The following is a 20,282-nucleotide window of genomic DNA, read 5'->3' on the forward strand; positions in this document are numbered from 1 at the left end:
GGTCGCAGCGGGCTATTTGTGGCGAGCCAGCACACGGCGGTGCATCGGCTCGCGGCCGGGCGGCTGCGACGGCGCCGGCAGCAACGGCGTGCGTCTGCGTACCGCGATGGTGGTCGGTGCCTCCGTGCTCAGCTTCACGTCCTCGCCGGCGTGCCGGATCAGCAGCTCGCCGCCGGGCCCGTCGCGCACGGTATAGGTGACGTCGCGGTGGTTGGCGTCGACCGTCACCCGGAAATCGCGCCACCGCAGCCGGAAGCGCAGTCGTGAGATGCCATCCGGCAGTTGGGGATCCAGTGTCAAGATCCCCTCGTCGTCGCGCAGACCGCCGAAGCCGTTCACGATCGCCATCCACGCGCCGGCGAGCGAGGCCATGTGCAGGCCGTCGCGCGTGTTGCTGTGCAGGTCGCGCAGGTCGATCAGCGCGGCCTCATATGCGTAATCATGGGCCAGCTCCAGGTGCCCGACCTCGGCGCACATCACCGCCTGCGTGCAGGCCGACAGCGAGGAATCGCGGACCATGCGTCGCTCGTAGTAGTCGACGTTGCGCGCCTTCTGCTCGGGCGTGAACGCGTGGCTCTGCCATTGCATCGCCAGCACCAGGTCCGCCTGCTTGATCACCTGCGCGGGGTAGAGGCGCACGTAGGCCTCGTGCAGCAGCAACGGGTACTTGTTGTTTTTCTCGAAATCCCACTCAGCGAACTTGGTGAATCCCTCGCATTGCTGGTGGACGCCGAGTTCCTCGTCGTAGGGGATGTTGACGGCGTCGGCGGCATCGCGCCAGGCTGCCGCTTCCTCGGACGTCACGCCCAAGGCCTCGGCCGCCTCGGGGTGGCGGTTGCAGGCCTCAGCGGCCGTGAGCAGGTTGTGTGCGGCCATCAGGTTGGTGAACACGTTGTCGCGGACGATCGCCGTGTACTCGTCGGGCCCGGTGATGCCCTCGATGTGCCAGACGCCGTGCCGGTCGTGGTGGCCGAGCGACATCCACAGCCGGGCTGTCTCGACCAGCACCGTGACGCCGCACTCCTGCTCCAGCGTGTGGTCGCCGGTGACGACGCGGTAGCGCTCGAAGGCCATTGCGATGTCGGCGTTGATGTGGAAGGCCGCGGTGCCGGCCGGCCAGTACGCCGAGCATTCCTGCCCGCGGATGGTTCGCCAGGGGAAGCTGGCGCCCTGGAGGCCGAGTTCCGCCGCGCGATCACGGGCCAGGTCGAGGGTCGACGCCCGCCACCGCAGCGAGTCGGCGACGGCGTGCGGCAACGTGTAGGTCAGCACCGGCAGCACGTAACCCTCGGTGTCCCAGAACGCGTGGCCGTCATACCCGGTTCCGGTGAGCCCTTTGCTCGGGATGGCGCGGCGCTCGGCGCGGGCGCTGGCCTGCACGAGGTGGAACAGGCCGAACCGCACCGCCTGCTGGGATTCCGAGTCGCCCTCGACCTCGACGTCGGCGTTCTCCCAGAAGTCGTCGAGGTACTCGCGCTGCGCCTTCAGCAGCCCGTCCCATCCGCTGTAGCGGGCGCTGTGCATTGCCGCGGCGACCTGGTCGCGCACCGCGGGGCGGGAGCGCTGGCTGGACCACCCGTACGCCAGGTATTTGACGATGCGCAGCTTCTGACCGGGCCGCAACCCGCAGATCACGGTGGTCCGGGCCAGGTCGGGGCGCGCGTCGCTGCTGACCTCGACCCGCCCCGGCACCTCGACCTCGTGATCCATCCCCGCGGCCATCATCAGCGCGCTGGCCCGGGTGCGGTGCATCAGCACCGCGCCTCGCTCCAGGGCCTCGTGTTCGACGGCCTCCAGCGGATTGTCCAGGATGGCCGACACCCGTGGGTCGGCCGACGTCTGCGGCTGGTCCTCGTTGGTGACCAGCTCGGACTGCACGGTCACCCGGACGAATTCGCCGACCGCCTCCACGCAGTACTCGATGGCGGCGACGCTGCGGTTGGCCAGCGACACCAGCCGGGTGGAGGTGACCTTGACTTCCTTGCCCGCCGGGGAGCGCCATTGCGCGTTGCGGGTCAGCGTCCCGGCGCGCAGGTCCAGACAGCGTTCGTGCGAGATCAGCTCGCCGTAGCGGACGTCGAACGGCTCGTCCTCGACGAACAGCCGGATGATCTTGCCGTTGGTGACGTCGACGACCGTCTGGCCGGCCTCCGGGTAGCCGTAGCCGGCCTCGGCGTAGGGCAGCGGCCGGATCTCGTAGAACGAGTTCAGATAGGTGCCCGGAAGGCCGTGCGGCTCACCCTCGTCGAGGTTGCCGCGCAGCCCGATGTGCCCGTTGGACAAGGCGAACAACGATTCCGACTGGGCGATCAGGTTGAGGTCGAGCCGTGTCTCGCGGATCAACCACGGCTCGACGGGAAAGGCCTCCTGCGTGATCACGACGTGACCTCGGTTGAGTTCCCCAGCAATTCGGCGAGATCGCTCACCACGATGTCGGCGCCGCTGCGGCGCAACTCCTCGGCCTGGCCCACCCTGTCCACTCCGACCACGAAGCCGAAGTTCCCGGCGTGGCCGGCTGCCACGCCCGATAGCGCGTCCTCGAAGACCGCGGCCGCGTCGGGGGCGACGCCGAGCAGCTCCGCCCCGCGCAGATAGGAGTCGGGCGCCGGCTTCCCTTTGATGTGCTCCTCGCGCAGCGTGACGCCGTCCACCCGCTGCTGGATGAACCGCTCCAGGCCGGTGATCTCGAGCACCTCGCGGGTGTTGGCGCTCGACGACACGACGGCGATGCCGAGCCCGGCGGTCGAGGCCGCCTCCAGGTAGCGCCGTGAGCCCTCGAACACCTCGACGCCGTCCTTCTCGAGGATCTTCTGGAACATCTCGTTCTTGCGGTTGCCCAGGCCGTAGACGGTGTCCGCGTCGCCCGGGTCGTCGTGGTTGCCGTCGGGCAGATCGATGCCGCGACTGTCCAAAAACGAGCGGACCCCGTCCTCCCGCTTCTTGCCGTCCACATATTGGCGATAGTCGGCCGCCGCGTCGAACGGGACGAACTTGTCTCCGGTCCGCTTGGCCCGCTCCGACAAGAAGGCGTCGAACATGGCCTTCCACGCCTTGGTGTGCACGCTGGCGGTGTCGGTGAGTACGCCGTCGAGGTCGAACAGGCAGGCACGCACCTTCTCGGGGAGACCCAGCACGGGGATCCTCACTGTCGAAGTAGTCGGGCGCTACCCACTTCACCATGCTTGCCCGTGTGCCGCCAGCGAAGGACCGTGTTGTTCAAGCGGCTCGCGCGGCTCCCTGGATCACGCGCAGCCGCCCGTCCGACAACGCGGTGGTGAGGTTTTCGGCCTTTCGGGCGAAGTCGACTACGAAGGCGTGCAGGCCCAGCGGGCCGGCGGGCAGGGGGAGCAAGGACTGCATGAGTGCGGCCGCTTGTTCGGTGAGGTCGTTCCAGCGTTCGATCGCGAATCCCGTTGACTCGACCGTCGCGCGCAATTCGGCGGAGGTCACCAGGTGGCTACGCGCCGGCCGGTCGGCCCACGGCAGTGGATAGCCCAGCTCGCCGGGTTCGCCAATCACGATGTCCCACAAGCCAAGTAGGCCACTGGGAAGCAGCACGCGGCGGGCTTCACGGTACAGGCGCGTCTTGTCGGGGATGTTCATCTGCACATGCTGGCTGACGGCCACGTCGAAGATGCCGTCCGGGAAGGGCAGGTCGGTGACGTCGGCCTGGCTCACCGATATCCGGCGGTCCAGTCCGACGATTCGGTTGAGCCAGCGTTGGGCATCGCAGTATCCCTCGGAGAGGTCGACCGTGGTGACCCTGCAGCCGCAGCGATCGGCCACGTAGCGCGCGGTGCCGCCGATCCCGCTGCCCGCGTCGAGCACCGCGCTGTCGCTGGTGATCTGGAGCAGGTCGACCAGCGCGGCGGTGGCGAACCGGCCCATCGTGTGGAAGTCCTCCAGCAGGCCCAGGTCGGCGGGCTGCAGGCGGTCGAGGTCCTTGCCGGCGGCGATGAGCGCACGCTCGATGTTGTGTCGCGACAACCCGGTCGCGTACTGGGCTTCGATGGTGTCGCTCATCCCGGCACCTGCGCCCAGGCGGTGATCATCGGGGCCATCACGACGACGGCGTCGGCCGCCGCCACCTGCTCGCGAACCAGCGGGACGAAATTGTCGATGTCGGCGAGCTCGTCGATGGCGAAGCCGTGCTGTTCGGCGACGGGGTACACCAGCCGCCACACCTGCGCGGCGTAGGCCAGGATGTCGGTGTCCGCGGCGGTTCCGATGGGTGCGCCCTGGGTCAGCTGCGGCATGCCCAGGCCGGCGTCGGCGAAGACGGTGTGTAGCTTGGTGCCGAATTGCGCACTGAGCCCGAGGATTTCGAAGGCGCGCACGATGCCCGACACCGTGCGCGCGAACAGCGGAAGCTCGGGGATGGTGCGCGTCGCGGTGACGTCGTTCTCGGAGAACGCGACTATGCCGCCGGGCTGCACGAACGTGCGCAGCCGGCGCAGCGTGGCCGCCGGATCGGGCAGATGCATCAGGATCAACCGGCCGATCACGGCGTCGACCGGCTCGTCCAGCGTCAGGGAGTCGATCGTGGCGTGCACGAATTGCGTTGTCGACACGCCCTGTTCGTTGGCCCGGGCGCGGGCCAGCGCGATCATTTCGGGAGCGGCGTCCACTCCGAGTACCGATCCGGACGGTCCGACGAGCCGGGCGGCGACGAACGAGACGTCGCCGGGGCCGCAGCCGATGTCGAGCACCCGCATGCCCGGTCGCAGGCGGGCCAGCCGCAGCGCGTGCTCGGTGTAGCCGTCGTAGAGCCGTCCTTGCAGGAGTAGCCGTTGTACTTCGGCGTCTTCGTGGCCGAGGACGTAGGTGCTTTCGCCTGCTGCGGGGACTGTGGTCATGGGCTCAATTGCCTTTCGCTCGAGGGGATATCGGTCTTCAGGTCGGCGATGGGCTGCGCCCGGCTGGGCAGCAGCCACGCGACGACGACGGCCGCACCCAGGGCGATGCCCGCGCAGACCAGCGAGCTCACTTGCAGCCCGTCTAAAAACGCACGGTCCACGGTGGCGCGCACATAGCCGGATTGCGGGGCCGGAAGATGCTGAATTACGCCGTGTGCCAGAGCCATTGAGTGACGCATCGCGTCGGAGGGCAGGCCGGCGAGTGCCGAGGCAGCGGCCAGTCGCCCCGAGTACACCGACGCGAAGATGCTGCCGGCGATGGCGACGCCGAGGGTGCCGCCGAGTTCCCGGGTGGTGTCGTTGACCGCCGAACCGATGCCGGCTTTCTCGGCCGGCAAGGACCCCATGATCGCCTCGGTCGCCGGCGCAAAGGTCAGGCCGAGGCCGCCCCCGAGCAACAGCATCTGCGTGGCGATCTGGTCGTAGGGCGTCGCGGCATCGGCGGTGGACGCCCACGCCAACCCGGCCGCGAACACGGTCAGACCGCCGGCGACGACGGCCGTGGTGCCGATCCGTTCGACCAGTCGCGGACCCACGATGCTGGCCAGCGCGATGGACCCGGCCACTGGCAGCAGCCGCACGCCGGCCTGAAAAGCGCTGTAGTCCTTGATGAATTGGAAGTATTGGGTGATCACGAAGATGAACCCGAACAAGGTGAGAAAGCCTGCGGTGACGGCCAGGCTGCCGCCTGCGAACCGCCGGTTGAGAAATACCGAGACATCCAGCATGGGATGGGTGGTGCGGCGTTCCCACAGCGCGAACGTCACCAGAATGGCTGCGGCCATGGCGAAACCGACGGCGCTGCGGACATTCGTCCACCCCCAGGTGGGTGCCTGGATGACGGTGTAGACCAGCGTCGTGACCCCAGCCGCGGACAGGACCAACCCGGGGACGTCGACGCGCGGTGCGGCGGGGTCGCGAGAGGTGGGAACGAACAGGCCGCCGACGATGGCCACCACCGCGATCGGAATGTTGACCATGAAGATCGAGCCCCACCAGAAGTGTTCGAGCAACCAGCCGCCGCTGATCGGCCCCACCGCCACCCCGACACCGACCATGGCGGCCCACAGCCCGATCGCCTTGGCGCGCGGACCCGGGTCGGTGAAGATGTTGGTGATCAGCCCCAGCGTGGCCGGGAAGATCACCGCCGCACCCACGCCCATCGCGGCACGAGCGGCAATGAGCTGCTCCGCGGAATGTGCTTGTGCCGCAAAGCCCGAGGTGATGGCGAACAGGGTGAGCCCCAGGCTGAGCGAACCGCGCCGGCCATAGCGGTCGCTGAGGCTGCCGACGGACAAGAGCAGCCCCGACATGACGAGGGTGTAGGCGTCGACGATCCATTGCAGCTGCGCCGTATCGGCCTGCAGCTCGCGCGACAACGTGGGCAGCGCGACGTTGACGATGGTTGCGTCGACGCTGATGACGAAGACGGACAGACAGATCACTGCGAGGGCAAAGGTCCGCATGGACATGACAGTAAAGCTGATAGACAAACAAATCAAGCATTAACTGGAAAAAGATGTCTAACGTGATAAAATCGCCCGGTGCGGACCCGCAACTACAACCAGAATTGCCCCATCGCTCGCGGGCTCGACGTCTTGGGCGAGCGGTGGACGTTGCTGATCCTGCGCGAACTGGTCGGTGGGGCGCGCCGCTACGGCGACCTGCGCGCCGAACTGCCCGGCATCGCAACCAATCTGCTCGCCGATCGACTGGGCGAGCTGCAGGATGCCGGGCTGGTTGCCCGCGCGGACCTACCTGCCCCGGTCGGTCGCACCGTGTACACGCTCACCGACCTGGGCTGGCAGCGGGCGCTGCCGGTCCTGCAGAGCATCGCGTGGTTCGGCGTGGAGCGGCTGGACCCCATCGATGCGGGCCGGGCGACGCCGCTCAACGGATTCCTCGCCGGCATCCTGCTCGGCTTCGACCGGGCGGGCGCCGCCGGGGTGGATATCACCTGCCGGGCTGAGATCGACGATCGCCGTTTCGAATTCGCGATCACGGAAGGCCGCCTGGCGGCAGCTCACCGGGAACCCTCGGTGACGCTGACCGCCAGCGCGGGCGATTTGGTCACCGCCCGGCTCGGCGCCACCGAGGCCAAGCGCAAGGCGGCGCTGCGGCGCATCGAATTCGCCGGCGACCCGCGTGACGTCGAGGCTCTGCGAACCCTGTTTGCGCTCCACTAGACTCGGGCCGTGACCGAACCCGCGGATCTGGAGAATGCCGGACCGGTCGACCGGCCGGTGTTGGTGGTCGACTTCGGTGCGCAATACGCGCAGTTGATCGCCCGCCGGGTGCGCGAGGCCCGGGTCTTCTCCGAGGTGATTCCGCACACCGCGTCCGTCGACGAGATCAAGGCCCGCAATCCCTTGGCGCTGGTGCTGTCCGGCGGCCCGGCCAGCGTCTACACCGAGGGCGCCCCCCAACTGGATCCGGCGATCTTCGACCTTGGCGTGCCGGTGTTCGGCATCTGCTACGGATTCCAGGCGATGGCCCAGGCCCTCGGCGGGACCGTCGCCCACACCGGCACCAGCGAGTACGGCCGCACGGAGCTCAAAGTCCTTGGTGGCGAATTGCATTCGGGCCTGCCCGACGTACAACCTGTGTGGATGAGCCACGGTGACGCGGTCACGGTCGCGCCGTCGGGCTTCGACGTGGTGGCCAGCAGCTCGGGTGCCACCGTTGCCGGCTTCGAGAACCGGGCCCGGCGCCTGGCCGGCGTGCAGTATCACCCGGAGGTGATGCACAGCCCGCACGGGCAGCAGGTGCTCAGTCGGTTCCTGCACGACTTCGCCGGGCTGGGCGCGGAGTGGACGGCCGCCAACATCGCCGAGGCGCTGGTCGAACAGGTGCGCGCCCAAATCGGTGACGGCCGCGCGATCTGCGGGCTGTCCGGTGGGGTGGATTCGGCGGTGGCCGCGGCGCTGGTGCAGCGTGCCATCGGCGACCGGCTGACGTGTGTCTTCGTCGACCACGGGCTGTTGCGCGCCGGCGAGCGGGTGCAGGTGCAGCGCGATTTCGTCGCCGCCACCGGGGCCAACCTGGTCACCGTCGACGCGGCCGGTACCTTCCTGGAGGCGTTGTCGGGGGTGACCAACCCCGAGGGCAAGCGCAAGATCATCGGGCGGCAGTTCATCCGCGCGTTCGAGGGCGCGGTCCGAGATATTGCGGGGGACGGTTCTGAGGTCGACTTCCTGGTGCAGGGCACGCTGTATCCCGACGTGGTGGAGTCCGGCGGGGGCAGCGGCACCGCGAACATCAAGAGCCATCACAACGTCGGTGGGCTGCCCGACGACCTGAAATTCAAGCTCGTCGAGCCGCTGCGGCTGCTGTTCAAAGACGAGGTGCGCGCAGTCGGCCGGGAGCTGGGTCTGCCGGAGGAAATCGTTGCGCGCCAACCATTTCCGGGTCCGGGTCTGGGCATCCGGATCGTCGGCGAGGTCACCGCGCAGCGGCTGGACACCCTGCGGCGTGCCGACTCGATCGCGCGCGAGGAACTGACCGCCGCCGGCCTGGACAACCAGATCTGGCAGTGCCCGGTGGTGCTGCTGGGTGAGGTCCGCTCGGTCGGGGTGCAGGGCGACAACCGCACCTACGGCCACCCGATCGTGCTGCGCCCGGTGTCCAGCGAGGACGCCATGACCGCCGACTGGACCCGGGTGCCCTACGAGGTGTTGGAGCGCATCTCGACCCGGATCACCAACGAGGTCCCCGAGGTCAACCGCGTGGTGCTGGACATCACCAGCAAGCCGCCCGGCACCATCGAGTGGGAGTAGTCGCCGGCCTGGCCGCGGCATTGATCGCCACCTAATTCCCCTCATCTGCCCCATTCGTATCGATCGCATAAAGCTGCCCCTCGCGTTTCTTGACGGTTGTCGGAGGGTGGGTGTTTACTCTGACATGTATCGAACATATATTCGAATATGATCGAGTAACCGCTGGTAGGAGGCCTATATGACGGCGGTTGTCGCCTCCGGCCGGGATCGGTCCGAACTGCTCGAATCCCTGCGTCGCAAGATGGCCGCGGTGTCCGGGAAGACGCCCGGGGCGGTGTCCGGGATCGCCGCCGACGACCTGCTGCCGGACTCGGAATCCCAGCTGCCCGTACCGCGGTGGCTGGCGGAGACTCTGCCGGTGCCGTTGCCGCGGGGGACGGTGGCGATGGTTTCCGGGGCCCGGTCCCTGTTGCTGAGCATGGTGGCCGCGGTGACAGCCGCCGGCGGCAACGCGGCGATCGTCGGTCAGCCGGATATCGGGCTGCTGGCTGCGGTGGAGATGGGCGCGGACCTGAGCCGGCTCGCAGTGATACCGGATCCCGGAACCGATCCGGTGGAGGTGGCCGCGGTGCTCGTCGACGGCATGGATCTGGTGGTCCTCGCCCTGGGCGGTCGCCGGGTGCCGCCGACCCGGGCGCGGGCCGTGGTGGCCCGGGCCCGGAACAAGGGGTGCACGCTGCTGGTCACCGACGGCGACTGGGACGGGGTGCCGACGCGGCTGGAGGCCCGGGTCTGCGGCTACGAGATCACCGCAGGTGGCAGGGCTACCCCCACTCCCGGGTTCGGGCGGATTAGTGGGGTCCGGCTGCGCGTCAGCGGGATGTGTGCGGGCAGACGGGTGATCGGCCGGGCGCGCCCGGGGTAACTCGGGTGGCGTCTTCTCGTGCCGGCTCCCGAGTGCTGGCGATTTGGTGCATGGACTGGCCGGCGGTCGCGGCGGCGGCGGCCGCCGGCCTGGCCGCGACGGCCCCGGTCGCGGTCACGCTGGCCAACCGGGTGATCGCCTGCTCGTCGGCGGCCCGGGCGGCGGGAGTACGGCGAGGGCTGCGCCGCCGGGAGGCGGCGGCCCGTTGCCCGCAATTGCATGTCGTCACCGCCGACGCCGACCGCGATGCCCGCTTCTTCGAAGGGGTCATCGCGGCGGTCGACGATTTGGTGCCCCGCGCCGAGGTGCTGCGGCCCGGGCTCCTGGTGTTGCCGGTGCGCGGGGCGGCCCGCTTTTTCGGGTCCGAGGGCTGCGCCGCCGAGCGGCTGATCGACGCGGTGGCGGTGAGTTCGGTGGCCGGCGCCGAATGCCAGGCCGGGATCGCCGACCAGTTGTCCACCGCGGTCTTCGCCGCGCGCGCAGGCCGCATCATCGAGCCGGGCGGCGACGCACCATTTCTGTCGGTGCTGTCGATCCGGCAGCTGGCCACCGAGCCGAGCCTGTCCGGTCCGGGGCGGGAAGAGCTGACAGATCTGTTGTGGCGGATGGGGATTCGCACCATCGGCCAGTTCGCCGCGCTATCGGCAACCGACGTGGCCTCCCGGTTCGGCGCCGACGGGGTGACCGCGCACCGGTTGGCCCGCGGCGAGCCCGAGCGGGGACCGTCCGGGCGGGAGCCGCCGGCCGAACTCGAGGCCGTGCTGGACTGCGATCCGCCGATCGACCGGGTCGATGCCGCGGCATTCGCCGGGCGCTCGCTTGCCGGCACGCTGCATCAGATGCTGATGTCCACCGGGGTCGGCTGCACCCGGCTGGCCATCCACGCCGTCACCGCCAACGGTGAAGAGCGCAGCCGGGTGTGGCGCTGTGCCGAACCGTTGACCGAGGAGGCCACCGCCGACCGGGTGCGCTGGCAACTGGATGGCTGGCTGAGCAATCGGACCAGTCAGGATCGGCCCACCGGGCCGGTGACGCGGCTGCGGCTGCAGGCGGTGGAGGTGGTGTCCGCCGAGGCGTTGCAGTTGCCACTGTGGGGCGGCCTAGGGGAGGAGGACAGGCTTCGGGCCCGCCGGGCGTTGGTTCGGGTGCAGGGCCTGCTCGGCCCGGAGGCGGTGCAGGTGCCGGTGTTGTCCGGTGGTCGCGGGCCGGCCGAGCGCATCACGCTGACCCCGCTGGGTGACGAGCCGGTGCCGCACGCCGACCCGAGTCTGCCGTGGCCCGGTCGACTGCCCGAGCCCTCGCCCACGGTGTTGCTCGATGATCCGGTGGAATTACTTGATGCCCAAGGCAATCCGGTGCGGGTGACCAGCCGCGGGATGTTCTCAGCCGACCCGGCGCGCCTGGTCGCCCGCGGCCAGGACGACCCGCTGCGCTGGTGGGCCGGTCCGTGGCCGGTCGACGAGCGGTGGTGGGATGACCGGCCCGTGGCCGGTCAAGGGGGGAGTCGCACCGCGCGCGCCCAGGTGCTGCTGGAGGGCGAACGCGCGCTGCTGCTGTGCTATCGGCAAAGGAGGTGGTATTTGGAAGGAAGCTACGAATAGCCTTGCGCTCTAGCGTGTTTCGACCAGTGCCGCTGCCGTCAGTAGCGACCGAAGGCGATCGCCACATTGTGACCGCCGAAGCCGAACGAGTTGTTGAGGGCGTACGCGTAGTTCCCGGGCCGTGGCTTGCCGGCCACCACGTCCAGGTCGATCTCCGGGTCGAGGTTTTCCAGGTTCAGGGTCGGGGGGATCACTTGATCGCGCAACGCGAGCACGGTCAGGATCGACTCCACCGCGCCGACGGCCCCCACCGAGTGGCCCAGCGCGGATTTGGGCGCGTAGACCGCCGGGATCTTGTTGCCGAGCGCCCGGTTGATGGCCTTGGACTCGGCCAGGTCGCCGACCTGAGTGCCGGTGGCGTGGGCGTTGACGTGGTCGATGTCGTTGGGCGTCAGGCCCGCCAGCTGGATCGCGCGGGTCATCGCGTGTCCGGCGCGCTCGCCGTTGGGGTCCGGTGCCACCATGTGGAAGCCGTCCGAGGTGATGCTGGCGCCCATGATGCGGGCCAAGATGTTGGCGCCGCGGGCCTTGGCGTGCTCTTCGGTCTCGATCGTCATCAGCGCCCCGGCCTCGCCGAACACGAAGCCGGTCCGGTCCCTGTCGAACGGGCGGCACGCCCCGGCCGGGTCGTCGTTCTTGGTCGACAGGACGATCCGCATCTGCGCGAATGCCGCGATCGCCACTGCCTCGATCTTGACCTCGACGCCGCCGCAAACGGCGATGTCGGCTTCGCCCAGCACGATCTGCTGCCAGGCCCGGGCGATGCCCTCCGAACCGGACGCGCAGGCGGACACCGATGTCAGCACGCCCGCCTTGGCGCGCCGTTCCAGCCCGATCGCCGCGGCCGGGCCGTCGGGCATGTACTTCGCCACCGCGAGCGGGGAGACCGCCTTTGGCCCCAGCGCACGCAGGTCGTCGTAGCTGAACACGATTTGCTCGGCCGAGCCGAGGCCGGTGCCGATGGACACCAACAACCGGTTGGGATCGACCTCGGGCGAACCGGCGTTCTCCCAAACCCGGCGGCTCAAGATGGCGGACATCTTCTGTAGCCAACCCATTCGGTGCCGCTCGGCGCGCGTCAGCCCCTGGTCGAAGTCCTCGTGCAGGTGCCCGCCGATGCGCACCGGCAGGTCATAGTGATCGATGAACGTGTCGTCGAGGGTGCGGATTCCACTTTGGCTGTCCAGCAACAACTTCCACGTAGTCTCGGCGTCGGTGGCCAGCGCGGTCGTCGTGGCGACGCCAGTGACCACAACATTCGGCAGCGCTTTCCCCGTGACCAGCTTCGTCATTGCGCAGGTCCTTTCGTACTGGCTGACGTAACCCCGCACCCCATAGGCAACTATTGCACAGGCGCCGAGGTCACCAGGCCAGCCGCCGCGCGAACGGTCCAACTCGCTCGATGAACCGGTCGAAGAAGTCCGCCTGATCGACACTGACGCCGATGTGCGCATTGGGTCCTCGCCGACCCGACCAGTCGGTGACGGTCATGCCGCGGGTCAGCGTGCCCGCGAGCTCGACCTCCACCATGGCCGGGCGCGTCACGACGAGCTCCGGATCCAGCGCGACCGCGGCCGCCAACGGATCGTGCAGATGCGCGAGATACCCGTGCCCGTTGTCGTGGTAGCCCTCCAGGTAGAACCGGGTCGCGTCCTCGATCACCCGGATCAGCGGATTGTCGGCCGTCGACCGGGTGCCGCGCTCGTCGTGCCCGCTCAATGGCGTGGTCATCGACCCCGCGGCGGCCGCCAGTCTCGTCAGGATTTCCGGTGTCAGCTCGACGGTACGGGTCAGGTTCAGTCCGCATAGGATCGGCAACTGTTGCGGCTCAGAGACTTTCACAGGCCAGGCGGTGAGCACCTCGTGGGCGGCCTCGGGGTCGACGCTGATATTCCACTCGGCCACCGCGGTGGTGTTGCCCCGGTGGTCGTAGGAGCCGCCCATGATCACCAGCCGGCGCAACAGCGTCGGCAGTTCGGGTTCGGCGCGCAACGCCAGCGCCAGGTTGGTCAGCGGGCCGGTTGCGACGCCGATCAGTTCGCCCGGAAAGCGGTGCGCCGCCTGCACCCACGCCGTCGCGGAGTCGTAGCTGGTGAGCCGGCCGGTGGTGGGCGGCAGCTCGGCATAGCCCAGCCCCCGGGGGCCGTGCACCCGCGACGGCGGACACAGCGGCCCGCTGAGGGTGTCCTCGGAACCCTTCGACACCGGGATGTCGCCGCGCGCACACAGGCCGAGAAGCCCGAGGTTGTTTTCGCAAACCTGTTGTACCGCAACATTTCCACTCGTCGAGGCGATACCGACCAGATCGGTGCCGGGGCTGGCCAACAGGTAGATGATGGCCAGCGCATCGTCGACGCCGGTGTCGACGTCCAGGAAGACGGGGTTCACCGAGGGAACGATACCCGGGAGCTAAGGGCCGACGACCCGTGTCGTCACCTCCTGGACCAGCCATCGATTGCCGTCGGGATCGGTGAAGGAGAAGTACGACTGGTAACTGGTGTGCTCAGGGTCGGGTCCGGGCAGCCGCGCCTCCTGCGGGAACGGGACGCCGTGCCAGATGGCGCTCGTTTCGATGCCACGACTGACGAAATCCGCGCGAGCTGATTCGATTTCGGAGACGGTCAGCACTCCCTGGGCCGAACCGGGTGCTGCCGGCGTGATTCCCGTGCCGAACGTGATCGAGCAGGCCGAGCCCGGGGGCGTGAACTGGACGATTCGGACGTCGTCCCCGGGCGCGACGTCGGTGTCGAGTCGCCACCCCAGACTCTGGTAGAACCGCTTGGACCGCTCGACGTCGGATACCGGGACGACGTGGACCTCGAGGTGCATGTCGACCATGCCGACCTCCCTTTCTACCAGTGCACTCCGGGCACCCGACGGATCGCTTTGCGGACGGGCCGCGGAACCCCGATGCCCCGGGCAGCCTTGCGGACGGGATGACTCGGCTTACGTTGCGCCGGAGCCGGGTTCGGCTCGATGGGCGAAAGCCCGCGCGCGGCAGCCGAATCGGGGTAGCCCAGATAGACCTGGTGCAGGATGCGCCGCGAGGTCGCGGGCACGAAATAGTTGCCGATTTCGGCGAGCGTGCCCAGCGGGGTGTCGATGCGGGCCGGCTTCTCGATCAGGCCGCGCACCACCATCGCCGCGGCGCGCTCCGGACTGATCGGCGACACCGGGTTGAGCCGCTGCGAGGGCACGATCATCGGTGTCTTGACCAGTGGCATGTGGATGTTGGTGAACGTGATGTGGTCGGACAGCGTTTCGGCGGCGACGACGTCGGAGAACGCGTCCAGCGCCGCCTTGGTCGGCAGATACGAGCTGTACTGCGGATTGCGGGCCAGTACCCCGGCGCTGGAGACGTTGACGACGTGGCCGAACCGGCGCTCGCGCCAGTGCGGCAGCAGCGCCAGCACCATCCGCACCGCGCCGAAGTAGTTGACCGCCATCACCCGCTCGTAGTCGTGCAGCCGGTCGGTGGAATTGACCACCGAGCGGCGGATCGACCGGCCGGCGTTGTTCACCAGGTAATCGACGTGGCCGAAGCGCCCCAGGATGTCCTTGATGGTGTGCTCGACCGACACCGTGTCGGTGACGTCGCAGGTGAACGCGTGCGCCTGGCCGCCGTTCGCGCGGATCTCGGCGACCAGCTCGTCGAGCGCGGCGCCGTTGCGGGCCAGCGCGAACACCGTGGCGCCCCGTTCGGCGATCGCGATCGCCGACGCGCGGCCGATACCGCTCGATGCGCCGGTGATGACGACGTGCCGGCGATGCAGCGGGCCTTGCGGGTCGTCGCGGCGCGCCCGATCGGGATCCAGCTGCTCGGCCCAGTAGCGCCACAGCCGGGGCGCGTAGCCGGCGAACTCGGGAACTTCGATTCCGTTGCCGGACAACGCCTCCCGTGTCTGATCGCTGACGAACGTGGGCGCCAGGTCGACCAGGTCCAGCACCTCGGCCGGGATGCCCAGCTGGGTGGCGGTCATGTTGCGCAGCACCTTGACGCGCCCGCTCGCCTTGAGCACCGGGGTGGCCATCGATCGCGGCAGCGCCCCGCGCAGCGGCGGCAGGCCGGCCGCCTTCGCCACACCGCGGTAAATGCCGCGCAGCCCAATGCTTTTCGGTGCGGTCAGATGGAAGGCACGGCCGTCGGCGTCCGCGGTGTGCAGCAGCGCGACGAGCGCGTCGACGACGTAGTCGACCGGGACGATGTTGGTGCGACCGGTGTCGGGCAGCAGGATCGGGGTCAGCTTGGGCAGTCGAGCCAACGCCGACAATATCCCGAAGAAGTAGTACGGGCCGTCGATCTTGTCCATCTCACCCGTCCGCGAGTCGCCCACCACCACGGCCGGGCGGTAGATGCGGTAGCGCAGGCCGGGTGCCGACCGCAACAGCAACTCGGCCTCGAACTTCGTCCGGTGGTAGGGCGTCGGCAGCTGCTGTCCGACGTCGAAGTCGTCCTCGGTGTATTCGCCGGCGAAGTCGCCCGCCACGGCGATCGACGACACGTGGTGCAGCGTGGCATCCAGGCGCCGGGCCAGCGCGATGACGGCGCGGGTGCCCTCGACGTTGGCGGCCCGCTGTTCGGCCTCGCCGACGGTGATGTCGTAGATCGCCGCGCAGTGCACCACGTGATCGACCCGGCCCAGCTCGGCGAGCGTCTCGTCGCTCAGCTCGAGCTGCGGCAGCTCGCCGACCAGCGGTTTCGCCCGTTCACCCCACCCGGCGGCAAGTCGTTCGAAGCGCCCCAGCGACCGGCGGCGGACCAGCACCCACACCTGGGCGTCCGGCCGCGTCTGAAGCAGGCGGGAAACGACGCGCCGACCAATAAACCCGGTACCGCCGGTAACGACATAGCGCATGGCGCCATGGTAGATCAGCCCGAGAAGTTCCGGACTCCGTCCCAGTCCACGATCGTCCAGCCCGTGATCGGGTTCCCGGTGAGCACCACGCGCCCGATGTTGGGCAGCGGATGGGTGGTCAGCAGGCTGTCCTTGGCATTCTTCGCGTTCAGCAGCGTCCAGTACTCGATCGCGAATTTGTGCGAGAACACCACCGGATTGGATTGGCCGCTGTCGTACACCTTCCGCACTGCCCTGGTGAACTCGTCGTTGAACTCCTTGCCGCTGACCGACCCGGGGATGCGGTCCTGCATGTCGCCGCGGATCCAGTCCGCCGGCGCCAGCAGGTAGGTCGACGGCTCGATCGACACCGGTTTGCCCTGGTACCAGCCCGCGCTGATCTCCTGGATGCCCTGCAGGACCTCCACCTGCTTGCCGAGCTCGCCGGCCAGCGGCGCGGCGGTCTGCTGGGTGCGCACCATCGTGGAGGCGTACACGCCGTCGAACTTGTTGTGGCCGGCCTGATGGGCGACCTCTTCGGCCTGTGTCTTGCCCTGCTGGCTCAGGCCAGGGCCCGGCACCGAGGTGTCGAGGGTGCCGCTCGCGTTCGCCTCCGACTCCGCGTGCCGGATGAACGTCAGCGTGATGCTGCGTGCCTGCGGCGATCCCCCACAGGCGCCGACTACCAGTACCGCGGTCAGCACCGCTGCCGCTTTGCCCCGGATGGTGCGCTTGCGCATGTCGATAGCCTGCCCTGCCGGCGGCCCCGGGGGAAGGGCTTGGGATGGTTGGGGGGACAAAAGCTGCAATCTGACGAGAGGAGACTCGGATGGCGATCGACCCGAGCACGGTCGGCGCGGTGAGCGAACCGATGGACTTCGAGTGGACCGACCGGGACACGCTGCTGTATGCCCTCGGCGTCGGCGCCGGCCTCGACGACCTGTCTTTCACCACCGAGAACAGCCACGACATCGCCCAGCAGGTGCTGCCCACCTACGCCGTGATCTGCTCTCCGGCGTTCGGCGCGGCCGGCAAGATCGGAAAATTCAACTGGGCCATGCTCTTACACGGGTCGCAGGGTGTCCGGCTGCACGCGCCGTTGCCGCCCGCCGGGAAGCTGTCGGTGGTCTCTGAGGTCACCGACATTCAGGACAAGGGCGAGGGCAAGAACGCGGTCGTGATGCTGCGCGGCCGCGGGACCGATCCGGACTCCGGCAAGCTGATCGCCGAGACCTCGACCACCTTCGTCGTCCGGGGCGCGGGCGGTTTCGGCGGGCAGCCGGGGCAGCGGCCGATCGCGCCGGAATTTCCGGATCGTGAGCCCGACGCCACGGTCGCGCTGCCCACTCGGGAGGACCAGGCGCTGATCTATCGGCTCTCCGGTGACCGCAACCCGCTGCACAGCGATCCGTGGTTCGCCCGGGAGCTGGCCGGATTCCCCAAGCCGATCCTGCACGGGCTGTGCTCCTACGGGGTGGCGGGTCGAGCGCTGGTCGCCGAGCTGGGCAAGGGCATCGCGGCCAACGTCACCTCGATCGCGGCGCGGTTCAGCTCGCCGGTGTTCCCCGGCGAGACGCTGACCACGCTGATCTGGCGGACCGGGCCGGGCAAGGCGGTGTTTCGCACGCAGGCTTCGGGCGCCGAGGGGGCCGAGGCCGGCCGGGTGGTGCTTGACGACGGCGAGGTGGAATACGTCGAGGGCTAAGCCGGGGCGGCGAGTCGGCGAGCCAGCCGTTCGGTGAACTCGGCGGCCCGCGCCGGGTTGTCCAACGCGAACCGCGCGGCGGTGGCTCGGTCGCCATCGTCGTTGTGCCGCACCAGGATTGGTATGCCGTCCTCGCGCACCGCGTCGAACGCGTCTTCGTCGGTGATGTCGTCGCCGAGATAGACCGGCGTCAGCGAGCCCGATCCGGCCCGGTGCAGATGGTCGATTACCCAGCGCAAAGTCTTGCCCTTGTCCCAGTCGATGTCGGGACGCAGTTCGATGACCTCGCGCCCGGTGGTCACCCGCAGCGCGTCGCGCTGGCCCGCTGATCGGACCGCCGCCGCGACCTCGGCGACGTGATCGCGGGCGGCGTTGCGGTAGTGCACGGCGACGCCGAATCGTTTGTGCTCCACCACGACACCGGGAATCGACCCGAGCTGCTCGCGCAGCTGGGCGGCCGCCCGCTCGAGCACGGGGATGGCCGCGGCCGCGGCGTCGTTTTGGTGATGCGTGCCGTCGGGGGCCGTCAGTTCGAAGCCGTGGCTGCCCGCATACCAGATGCCGGGCAGGCCGATGCGCGTGCGCACGTCGGCGAGGTCGCGCCCGGATAGCACGGCGACCGGACACCGCGCGGCCAACTCCTGCAACGCCTCGCCGGCGCCGGCGACCAGCCGAGCCGCGTCGGGGTCGTTGACGATGTCGGACAGGGTCCCGTCGAAGTCGAAGAACACCGCGGGTGACTCGACGGTCAGGTCGCCGCTGAGAGCCTGCAATGCGTCGGGCAGCTGCGACATCCGCCGGTCCCCGGTTCGCACGCCGACGTCGCGCACGTCGGCGACCACCGTGTCCGCGCCGCGCAGGGCGTCGGGATCCCCGACCCCGATGACCAACGCGAATCCGCCGTTGCGCCCGGCCGCCACGCCCGCCGCGTCGTCGGCGACGACCACGGTGCGTCCCGCGCGCGTGCCCAGCCGCTCAACGGCCTGGCGAAGGCCCGCGGGGTTCGACGCGAACGTGGCGGCGCCGACGCCGATCTGCCGCAGTTGCCGGACCAACGCGGCCGCGGCATCCCCTACATGGTCTCCGAACAGCACCGCGTCATGGCGGCGTGGGTCGATGGTCGGCGGCTCCAACTCGGGCACGACCCACCTTCTCACGGGCGGCGACGCCACCGCGGGCCGGGCGCTTGCGCCGCCGTGTGGTGAACAGCAGCACGGAGTCGTCGCTGAGTGCCACTAGCCGTGCCATCTCCCGTTTGATGCCGGCGGCGAGCAGTGCGAGTTCGGGTGCGGCGTCGTAGTCGGCGGTCATCCCGAAAATCAGTTCGTCGCCGTAGCTCAGTACCGAGACACCGCGGGACAGTTCGGCGGCCGTGGGTGGAATCGGCAGCAGGCGTTGGACGGTCTTACCCATCAGCCCCAGCCGGTGCCGCGGGCCGGGCTCGTTGGTGGCCAATGTGACGATGCCGGGTTGCGGGAGCCGGCGCTTGATCAGCTCAACCGCCTTGGCGCACAACACCACTGGAGGAAGGCTGGTGGCCAGGTCCGCGATGGAGACGCTGGGCGCAATGTCCTGCCGGGGCCGGTTCAGTTTGCTGTGCACGCTGCGCAGTCGCGCAACCGGATCGTCGTGTTCCACCGGCAGGTAGGGCAGCATGCCCGAGCCGCGATCGTCGGTGTTCTCCAGCACGCGCAGCGACTGCGCGTGGGGCTGTTCGCCATGGTGCAGCAACACGTTCCGGAAGCCCTCGGTGATCGCGGCCAGCGCGACGTCGTTGGGGGTCACGCCGAACTTGTCGCACACGTGCTCGACGGCGGTGCGAGAAATCCGCACGGTTTGATAGCGCCGCATGGTCGCCGTCGTCCCGAGCGTGGACGTCAGCGCCGCGGGCCACACCGCTGCCGTCACCGTGTTGGTGAGGGCGCCGGCGACGGCCGAGGCCCGCCACAGGGTGTCGACCCAGCCTCGCTGTGGGGTGTCCTCCGGTGAAACATCCTTGCCGGCAACGCGATTGGCGAAAGCCTCGCTGTCGGCATCGTCGCAGAGCCGGGTGAGTAGCTGGGCTGCGGACGTGCCGTCGGCGAGATGGTGGTGAATCTTCATCAAGATCGCCCACTGTTTGCCCTTCAGGCCTTCGATGACCCAGCACTCCCACAGCGGGCGATTTCTCGCCAGGGGCCGCTCCAGCGCGTGGGCGATGGCCCGAGACAGGTCGGCCTCATCGCCCGGACGCAGTGCCGCGATGCGGCGCACGTGGTGGGCGACGTCGAATTCCGGATCTTCGGTCCACTGTCGGTCGCCGTTGAAGGCGTTGAACCGCAGTATCTGAGTGCACCGCGGTATTGACCGGATGCGTTCCGCCAGAATCCTTTTCAGTTGCTCGAAGTCGGGCACCGCGCCGTCGACGACGGCGACGGCACCGATCGCCATTCTCGCTTGCCGATCCGTGTTCGCGGTGCGTAAACCCGTATCCCGCGACGCGTTCAGCCGTGCCATCCTTCGTCCCCACCCGGTTGAGCCCTATGCCAGTATCCGTTGCGGAGTCCCGTGGGCGGTAGGCCCAGGGCGTTAAGAACCTGTTTAG

General features: G+C 69.0%; 17 protein-coding genes. 5 read left to right on the forward strand and 12 right to left on the reverse strand.

Annotated elements, in window-relative coordinates; translation table 11 throughout:
* Positions 1 to 12: 12 nt before the first annotated feature.
* The 5 genes from MSG_RS05140 to MSG_RS05160 all read right to left on the reverse strand — a co-directional run bounded on the left by MSG_RS05140 (position 13) and on the right by MSG_RS05160 (position 6,382).
* On the reverse strand, positions 13 to 2,379 hold the full coding sequence (locus MSG_RS05140; RefSeq protein WP_096437634.1) for a glycoside hydrolase family 65 protein: 2,367 nt from the start codon (positions 2,377 to 2,379) through the stop codon (positions 13 to 15).
* Positions 2,376 to 3,146, reverse strand: a complete 771-nt coding sequence (locus tag MSG_RS05145; protein ID WP_373421130.1) for a beta-phosphoglucomutase family hydrolase — start codon at positions 3,144 to 3,146, stop codon at positions 2,376 to 2,378. Before MSG_RS05145 ends, MSG_RS05140 begins: the two co-directional genes overlap by 4 nt.
* Before the next feature lie 70 nt (positions 3,147 to 3,216).
* Positions 3,217 to 4,023 carry a class I SAM-dependent methyltransferase gene (locus tag MSG_RS05150; RefSeq protein WP_096437638.1) on the reverse strand — a complete coding sequence of 269 codons (807 nt, stop codon included), beginning with the start codon at positions 4,021 to 4,023 and terminating at the stop codon, positions 3,217 to 3,219.
* Positions 4,020 to 4,856, reverse strand: a complete 837-nt coding sequence (locus tag MSG_RS05155; protein WP_096437640.1) for a class I SAM-dependent methyltransferase — start codon at positions 4,854 to 4,856, stop codon at positions 4,020 to 4,022. Before MSG_RS05155 ends, MSG_RS05150 begins: the two co-directional genes overlap by 4 nt.
* Entirely contained in the window at positions 4,853 to 6,382 is a 1,530-nt protein-coding gene (locus tag MSG_RS05160) for an MFS transporter (RefSeq protein WP_232011161.1), read from the reverse strand. Before MSG_RS05160 ends, MSG_RS05155 begins: the two co-directional genes overlap by 4 nt.
* A 78-nt stretch (positions 6,383 to 6,460) precedes the next feature.
* On the opposite strand from MSG_RS05160, the gene MSG_RS05165 reads away from it, so the two are divergent.
* From MSG_RS05165 to MSG_RS05180, 4 genes are all read left to right on the forward strand, one after another.
* Positions 6,461 to 7,102 carry a winged helix-turn-helix transcriptional regulator gene (locus tag MSG_RS05165; RefSeq protein WP_096437644.1) on the forward strand — a complete coding sequence of 214 codons (642 nt, stop codon included), beginning with the start codon at positions 6,461 to 6,463 and terminating at the stop codon, positions 7,100 to 7,102.
* Between the two features lie 9 nt (positions 7,103 to 7,111).
* Positions 7,112 to 8,692, forward strand: a complete 1,581-nt coding sequence (gene guaA / locus MSG_RS05170; protein ID WP_181159146.1) for a glutamine-hydrolyzing GMP synthase — start codon at positions 7,112 to 7,114, stop codon at positions 8,690 to 8,692.
* A 178-nt stretch (positions 8,693 to 8,870) separates the two neighbouring features.
* The gene (locus MSG_RS05175) at positions 8,871 to 9,557 is read left to right on the forward strand and encodes a hypothetical protein (RefSeq protein WP_096437646.1); all 687 of its coding nucleotides are present in this window, start codon (positions 8,871 to 8,873) and stop codon (positions 9,555 to 9,557) included.
* Between the two features lie 50 nt (positions 9,558 to 9,607).
* A complete protein-coding gene (locus MSG_RS05180; RefSeq protein ID WP_096437648.1) occupies positions 9,608 to 11,158 on the forward strand; it encodes a DNA polymerase Y family protein in 1,551 nt (516 codons plus the stop codon).
* Between the two features lie 38 nt (positions 11,159 to 11,196).
* Here the strand turns inward: MSG_RS05180 and kasB are convergent, their stop codons facing one another.
* The 5 genes from kasB to MSG_RS05205 form a co-directional block, all read right to left on the reverse strand.
* The gene (gene kasB, locus MSG_RS05185) at positions 11,197 to 12,450 is read right to left on the reverse strand and encodes a 3-oxoacyl-ACP synthase KasB (RefSeq protein ID WP_096437650.1); all 1,254 of its coding nucleotides are present in this window, start codon (positions 12,448 to 12,450) and stop codon (positions 11,197 to 11,199) included.
* A gap of 70 nt (positions 12,451 to 12,520) precedes the next feature.
* The gene (locus MSG_RS05190) at positions 12,521 to 13,546 is read right to left on the reverse strand and encodes a nucleoside hydrolase (RefSeq protein ID WP_096437652.1); all 1,026 of its coding nucleotides are present in this window, start codon (positions 13,544 to 13,546) and stop codon (positions 12,521 to 12,523) included.
* A 21-nt stretch (positions 13,547 to 13,567) separates the two neighbouring features.
* Positions 13,568 to 13,996 (reverse strand): VOC family protein, encoded by a 429-nt coding sequence (locus MSG_RS05195; RefSeq protein ID WP_096437654.1) that lies wholly within the window; start codon positions 13,994 to 13,996, stop codon positions 13,568 to 13,570.
* A gap of 14 nt (positions 13,997 to 14,010) precedes the next feature.
* Complete coding sequence (locus MSG_RS05200) at positions 14,011 to 16,014, reverse strand: SDR family oxidoreductase (protein ID WP_096437656.1); 2,004 nt, start codon at positions 16,012 to 16,014, stop codon at positions 14,011 to 14,013.
* Positions 16,015 to 16,028: 14 nt separating this feature from the next.
* Positions 16,029 to 16,733: a histidine phosphatase family protein gene (locus tag MSG_RS05205; protein WP_096437658.1), complete on the reverse strand. Its 705-nt coding sequence runs from the start codon at positions 16,731 to 16,733 to the stop codon at positions 16,029 to 16,031.
* An 89-nt stretch (positions 16,734 to 16,822) separates the two neighbouring features.
* Here MSG_RS05205 and MSG_RS05210 point away from each other — a divergent pair, with 89 nt between their 5' ends.
* Positions 16,823 to 17,698 carry a MaoC family dehydratase gene (locus MSG_RS05210; protein ID WP_096437660.1) on the forward strand — a complete coding sequence of 292 codons (876 nt, stop codon included), beginning with the start codon at positions 16,823 to 16,825 and terminating at the stop codon, positions 17,696 to 17,698.
* Here MSG_RS05210 and otsB read toward each other — a convergent pair.
* Together otsB and MSG_RS05220 are read right to left on the reverse strand one after the other, a co-directional pair.
* Positions 17,695 to 18,855 carry a trehalose-phosphatase gene (gene otsB, locus MSG_RS05215; RefSeq protein WP_373421131.1) on the reverse strand — a complete coding sequence of 387 codons (1,161 nt, stop codon included), beginning with the start codon at positions 18,853 to 18,855 and terminating at the stop codon, positions 17,695 to 17,697. The genes MSG_RS05210 and otsB overlap by 4 nt on opposite strands.
* Positions 18,797 to 20,194, reverse strand: coding sequence for a wax ester/triacylglycerol synthase domain-containing protein (locus tag MSG_RS05220; RefSeq protein WP_096437664.1), 1,398 nt, complete (start codon positions 20,192 to 20,194; stop codon positions 18,797 to 18,799). The genes otsB and MSG_RS05220 overlap by 59 nt, the downstream gene beginning before the upstream one ends.
* Positions 20,195 to 20,282 lie beyond the last annotated feature (88 nt).

The sequence above is a fragment of the Mycobacterium shigaense genome, from assembly GCF_002356315.1.
In the GTDB taxonomy this organism is placed as follows: domain Bacteria; phylum Actinomycetota; class Actinomycetes; order Mycobacteriales; family Mycobacteriaceae; genus Mycobacterium; species Mycobacterium shigaense.

Coding starts and splice junctions, on each gene's coding strand:
- MSG_RS05150 (WP_096437638.1), bottom strand. CDS start 4,023: ATGAGCGACACCATCGAAGCCCAGTACGCGACCGGGTTGTCGCGACAC.
- MSG_RS05155 (WP_096437640.1), bottom strand. CDS start 4,856: ATGACCACAGTCCCCGCAGCAGGCGAAAGCACCTACGTCCTCGGCCAC.
- MSG_RS05160 (WP_232011161.1), bottom strand. CDS start 6,382: ATGCGGACCTTTGCCCTCGCAGTGATCTGTCTGTCCGTCTTCGTCATC.
- MSG_RS05175 (WP_096437646.1), top strand. CDS start 8,871: ATGACGGCGGTTGTCGCCTCCGGCCGGGATCGGTCCGAACTGCTCGAA.
- MSG_RS05180 (WP_096437648.1), top strand. CDS start 9,608: ATGGACTGGCCGGCGGTCGCGGCGGCGGCGGCCGCCGGCCTGGCCGCG.
- kasB (WP_096437650.1), bottom strand. CDS start 12,450: ATGACGAAGCTGGTCACGGGGAAAGCGCTGCCGAATGTTGTGGTCACT.
- MSG_RS05195 (WP_096437654.1), bottom strand. CDS start 13,996: ATGGTCGACATGCACCTCGAGGTCCACGTCGTCCCGGTATCCGACGTC.
- MSG_RS05200 (WP_096437656.1), bottom strand. CDS start 16,014: ATGCGCTATGTCGTTACCGGCGGTACCGGGTTTATTGGTCGGCGCGTC.
- MSG_RS05205 (WP_096437658.1), bottom strand. CDS start 16,733: ATGCGCAAGCGCACCATCCGGGGCAAAGCGGCAGCGGTGCTGACCGCG.
- MSG_RS05210 (WP_096437660.1), top strand. CDS start 16,823: ATGGCGATCGACCCGAGCACGGTCGGCGCGGTGAGCGAACCGATGGAC.
- MSG_RS05220 (WP_096437664.1), bottom strand. CDS start 20,194: ATGGCACGGCTGAACGCGTCGCGGGATACGGGTTTACGCACCGCGAAC.